4 protein-coding genes are annotated in these 4,878 nt (G+C 73.2%); 1 reads left to right on the top strand and 3 read right to left on the bottom strand.

What is annotated here, in order from left to right; all coding sequences use genetic code 11:
• Nucleotides 1-1,302, bottom strand: a 1,302-nt coding sequence (locus GCU67_RS08765; RefSeq protein WP_163610826.1) for an ATP-binding cassette domain-containing protein, incomplete at its 3' end; no start/stop codon positions are given.
• Nucleotides 1,303-1,330: 28 nt separating this feature from the next.
• Nucleotides 1,331-2,281: an ABC transporter substrate-binding protein gene (locus tag GCU67_RS08760; protein ID WP_246214835.1), complete on the bottom strand. Its 951-nt coding sequence runs from the start codon at nt 2,279-2,281 to the stop codon at nt 1,331-1,333.
• Between the two features lie 213 nt (nt 2,282-2,494).
• Between GCU67_RS08760 and GCU67_RS08755 the strand changes: the two genes are divergently transcribed.
• A complete protein-coding gene (locus GCU67_RS08755; protein ID WP_163610824.1) occupies nt 2,495-3,484 on the top strand; it encodes a class I mannose-6-phosphate isomerase in 990 nt (329 codons plus the stop codon).
• Nucleotides 3,485-3,585: 101 nt separating this feature from the next.
• On the opposite strand, the gene cofH is transcribed toward GCU67_RS08755, so the two are convergent.
• Nucleotides 3,586-4,878 (bottom strand): 5-amino-6-(D-ribitylamino)uracil--L-tyrosine 4-hydroxyphenyl transferase CofH (cofH, locus tag GCU67_RS08750; protein WP_163610823.1); only part of this gene is annotated, 1,293 nt, incomplete at its 5' end.

Genomic DNA, 4,878 nt, shown 5'->3' with positions numbered 1-4,878 from the left:
GCGCGTGGGCTCGTCGAGGATGAGCAGCCGGGGTCTCTGCAGCAGCAGCCTGCCGAGCACGACCTTCTGCTGGTTGCCACCGGAGAGCGCCCGCGACTCCAGGTCGACGGCGTTGGCCCGCACCTTCAGCTGCTGCATCACCCCGCGGACGGCGGACAGCAGCCGCCGGCCACGCAGCACGCCACCGCTGGTGTAGTCGCCCAGCGTCGAGACGCTCACGTTGTCCCGCACCGACATGTCCAGGAAGAGCGCCTGGTCCTTGCGGCTCTCCGGGAGCAGCCCGACCCCGGCGCGGATCGCCTCGGCGGGTCCGCGGGCGTTCAGCGGGCGGCCGTCGAGCTCGACGACGCCACCGCTGCGGCGGTCGGCCCCGTAGACGAGCCGGGCGACCTCGGTGCGGCCGGCCCCGATGAGCCCGACCATCCCGACGACCTCGCCGGCCCGGACGTCGAAGGACACCGGCCCGATGCCGCGGGCGCCGGTGAGGTCGCGCACCGACAGGCGCACGTCCCCTCCGCCCTGGCGGTCGTGGGTGTAGAGGTCGGAGATCTCGCGGCCGACCATCATCTTCACGATGTCGTCGGGGGTGACCCGGTCGGCGCCCTGGGCATGCATGTCCCGGGTGCCGATGAGCTTCCCGTCCCGGAAGACGGTGACCCGGTCGGCGAGCTCCCAGACCTCCTCCATCCGGTGGCTGATGTAGATCAGCCCCATCCCAGCCGTGCGCATGCTGCGGATCAGCCCGAACAGGTGCTCGGACTCGCTCTTGGACAGCGACGCCGTCGGTTCGTCGAGCACCAGCACCTTGGCGTCCTCGGCCACCGCGCGGGCGATCTCCACCACCTGCTGCATGCCGACGCTGAGCCGGCCGATCGGCCGGTCCGGGTCGATGTCGGCGCCGACCCGGGCGAGCTTCTCCCGGGCCTGCTGGCGCATCGCCCGCCGGTCGAGCAGCACCCCGAACCGGGTGGGCTCGGCCCCGGTCGCGAGGTTCTCCGCGACCGTCATCTCCGGGATGGTGTTCAGCTCCTGGTGGATGATCGCCACCCCGGCTGCCATGGCGTCGCGGGGCGACGACAGGGCGACCGGGGAGCCCCCGATGCCGATCGTGCCGGTGTCCGGCTGGTAGTTGCCGGAGATGATCTTCATCAGCGTCGACTTGCCGGCGCCGTTCTCGCCCATGAGGGCGTGCACCTCACCGGGCCGGACGTCGAAGCTGACGTCCGACAGCGCCCGGGTGGCGCCGAAGCGCTTGCTGATCCCCGACACCTCCAGCAGGGGTGCTGCGGGCGTCCCGCTCACGCCCGTGCCCCGCGCCGTCTCCGGTACCTCACCAGCCCTTGTAGTCACTGACGGTGTCCTTGGTGACGATCGTGGGGTCCAGCAGCGTCACCCGCTCGGCGGGGGTGGTGCCCGCGACGATCTCCCGGCCGACCTCGAGGGCCTTGACGGCCATGCCGCCCGGGTCCTGCGCCGCGCTGGCCCAGAAGTCGGAGGCGGGGTCCTGCAGGGCCTTGACCGCCTCGGGCGACCCGTCGACACCGGTGATGACCACGCCGGTGCGGCCGGCCTGCTGCACGGCCAGGGACGCGCCGAGCGCCTCCGGGTCGTTGATGGCGAAGATGCCCTGGACGTCGCTGTTCGCGGTCAGCATGTCGGTGGTCAGCGTCAGGCCGCTGTCGCGGTCGTTCTTGCCGGCCTGGCGGGCGAGCACCTTGACGTCGGGGTTGTCGGCGAGCACGCTCTCGCAGCCCTTGACCCGGTCCTGCGGCGCGGTGGTGGGAGTCCCCTCGACCACGAGGATGTTGCCCGAGCCGCCCATCTTGTCGACCAGCGCCTGGCAGGCGAGCTCGCCGGCCTTGACGTTGTCGGTGGTGACGGCAGCCTGGGTACCGGCGGCGTCGACGTCCACGGCCACGACCGGGATGCCGGCCGCCTGGGCGCGGGCCACGCCGGAGGCGATGCCGTCGCTGTCGACCGCGTTGAGCAGGATCAGGTCCATGCCCTGCTGGATGAAGGCGTCGATCTGGTCGTTCTGGGTGCCGAGGTCCTGACGTCCGTCCTGGACGTTGAGCTCGAAGCCGTCGGCCTCGGCCGCCGCCTCCATGCTCGCCTGCATCGAGGCGAAGAACGGGTTGGAGATGTCCTGGAGCATCAGGCCGACCTTCTCGACCTCGCCACCGCCACCGCTGCCACCGCCGCCACCGGCGGCCGGGGTCTGGTCGCCGTTGCTGCAGCCCGTCATGACGAGGGCCCCCGCCAGGAGCAGAGCGCTGGGCATCGTCCGGGAGCGTGAGAAAGACATCGTCGTGTTCCTCCGTGCTGGCTGTACCGCAGACCGGTTTCCTGCCTGATCAGAGCCGGATCTGAGCTCCTCGTCGGGCCGTTCGCCTGCCCGCGCCGTGGCGCCGTCGCCACGTTGCGAACGCTAACATCGGCGACGTGCGCCAGGTCACCATGGCGTACGTCACGATGTCGTGACCTGAGGAGAGCCGTGTCCGTCGTCCCGTTGCTCCTGCCGGCCAACCAGCCGGCCGACCGCTTCTACGCCGGTGGTGGCCAGATCGCCGGGTTCCGCCGTCAGGCGTGGGACGGCAGCCGGGTACCCGAGGACTGGGTCGGTTCCACGACGACGCTGTTCGGTGAGGCGTCGCTCGGGCTGACGGTGCTGGACGACGGGCGCACGCTGCGCGACGCGGTCGAGGCCGACCCGCAGGCGTGGCTGGGGGAGCGCCACGTGGCCCGCTTCGGCGCGGACACGCGGTTGCTCACCAAGCTGCTCGACGCGGGGCAGCGGCTGCCGGTGCACCTGCACCCCGATGGCCCGTTCGCCGCCGAGCACTTGGGGCGTGCGCACGGCAAGACCGAGGCGTGGGTGTTCCTCCGCGGCGGCGCGGTGCACCTGGGCTGGCGCGAGGAGCTGTCCGCGGCCCGGCTGCGCCGGCTGGTCGACGACCAGGACGTCGACGGGCTGCTGGCGGCGATGCACCGCGTCGAGGTGACGCCCGGTGACGCCGTGTTCGTGCCGGCGGGCATGCCGCACGCGATCGGGGCCGGCACGTTCCTGGTCGAGGTGCAGGAGCCGGAGGACCTGTCGATCCTGCTCGAGTGGTGTGACTTCGCCCTCGACGGGCCGCGCGACGGGCATCTGGGGCTGGGCTTCGACCGCGCGCTGCAGGCGACCGACCTCGCGGTCCGCACGGCCGGGCAGGTCGAGGCTCTGGTGGTGCGGGCCGGCGGCACCGGACCGGTGCTGCCGACGGCGGCGGGCAGCTTCTTCCGCGTCGACCGCGCCGCCGGGGGAGCCGAGTTCGGGGCCGGCTTCGCCGTCGTGGTGGTCACCGATGGCACCGGGGTGCTGTCCTCGGCCGCGGCCGACCTGCAGGTGGCGGTGGGCGACACGGTGCTGGTCCCCGCGGCCGCCGGCGCGGTCGTGCTCGGCGGCGGGCTCACCGCCCTGGTCTGCCGCCCGCCCGCCCCCTGAGGCCCGCCGGCCGTGGGCCGGCCGCGTCGCGCCAGGCGCTCGGCGCGACGCGGGAGTACCCGCCGCCCGGAGCCCGCGGCCACGGGGTCAGGGGTCAGGGGTCAGACGAGCTTGAGCGTGAGCGCGGCGCGGCCGGCGTCGGTGCGCGCGGTGGCCATGCGCTCGGCGCTCGGAGTGCCGTACTCCGTCGTCCGCTGGCGGGCCGGGCGGCCGATGCCGGCGGCCATCGCCTCCAGCTCGGCGATGGTCTTCAGCGACCCGTTGCCGGAGCCCGCCATCCGGCTGATGGTCTCCTCCATCAGCGTGCCGCCCAGGTCGTTCGCGCCACCCTGCAGCATCGCCTGGGTGCCGGCGTCGCCGAGCTTCACCCACGACGTCTGGACGTTGTCGATCCGCCCGTGCAGCAGCAGCCGGGCCACGGCGTGCACCGCCCGGTTCTCCCGGTTCGTCGGCCCCGGCCGGGCCACGCCGGCCAGGTAGATCGGGGAGTTGTGGTGCACGAACGGCAGCAGCACGAACTCCCGGAAGCCGCCGGTCTGGTCCTGCAGCGCGGCCAGTGTGCGGAGGTGCGCGACCCAGTGGGCAGGGGTGTCGACGTGGCCGTACATCATCGTCGACGTCGTCGGCAGGCCCACCTCGTGCGCCGTCCGGACGATCTCCAGCCAGGCCGCCGCGGGCAGCTTGCCCTTGGTCAGCACCCAGCGGACCTCGTCGTCGAGGATCTCCGCCGCCGTCCCGGGCAGGGAGTCGACGCCGGCCTCCTTGGCCGCGATGAGGAAGTCCCGGTAGGACAGCCCCGTGCGGGCCGCGCCGTTGACCACCTCCATCGGGGAGAAGGCGTGCAGGTGGATGTCGGGACGGCGGGACTTCACCTCCCGCGCCAGGTCCAGGTAGGCGGTGCCGGGCAGGTCGGGGTGGATGCCGCCCTGCATGCAGATCTCGGTCGCCCCGCCGGCCCAGGCCTCGTCGACCCGGTCGCCGACCTGCTGCATCGACAGGGTGAACGCGTCGGCGTCGGTGCGCCGCTGGGCGAACGCGCAGAACCGGCAGCCGGTGTAGCAGACGTTGGTGAAGTTGATGTTCCGGTTCACCACGTAGGTGACGTCGTCGCCGTTGACGTCGCGGCGGACGGCGTCGGCCAGCGCGGCCAGGGCGTCGAGGTCGGCCCCGTCGGCGCCCAGCAGCGCCACGTACTCGGCATCGGAGAGCCCGGCCGGGTCGGTCTCGGCGTGCCGCAGCGCGGCGTGCACCGCGGGGTCGCCGGCCGCGATCGCGGTCGAGTGCCCGTCGCGGGCGCTCTCGGTGCGGGACCGCAGTTCGGCCCAGTTGCCGTAGACGGCGTCGAAGTCGCTGCGCCGGTCGCCGGTGCGCCCGACGGTGTCGATCTCGGTGTG

This window comes from Modestobacter muralis, from assembly GCF_010682105.1.
Classification (GTDB): domain Bacteria; phylum Actinomycetota; class Actinomycetes; order Mycobacteriales; family Geodermatophilaceae; genus Modestobacter; species Modestobacter muralis.
Note: the sequence above shows the minus strand (reverse complement) of the source record. Positions and strands in the feature narration are given on the sequence as shown.

Coding starts and splice junctions, on each gene's coding strand:
- GCU67_RS08760 (WP_246214835.1), bottom strand. CDS start 2,281: ATGCCCAGCGCTCTGCTCCTGGCGGGGGCCCTCGTCATGACGGGCTGC.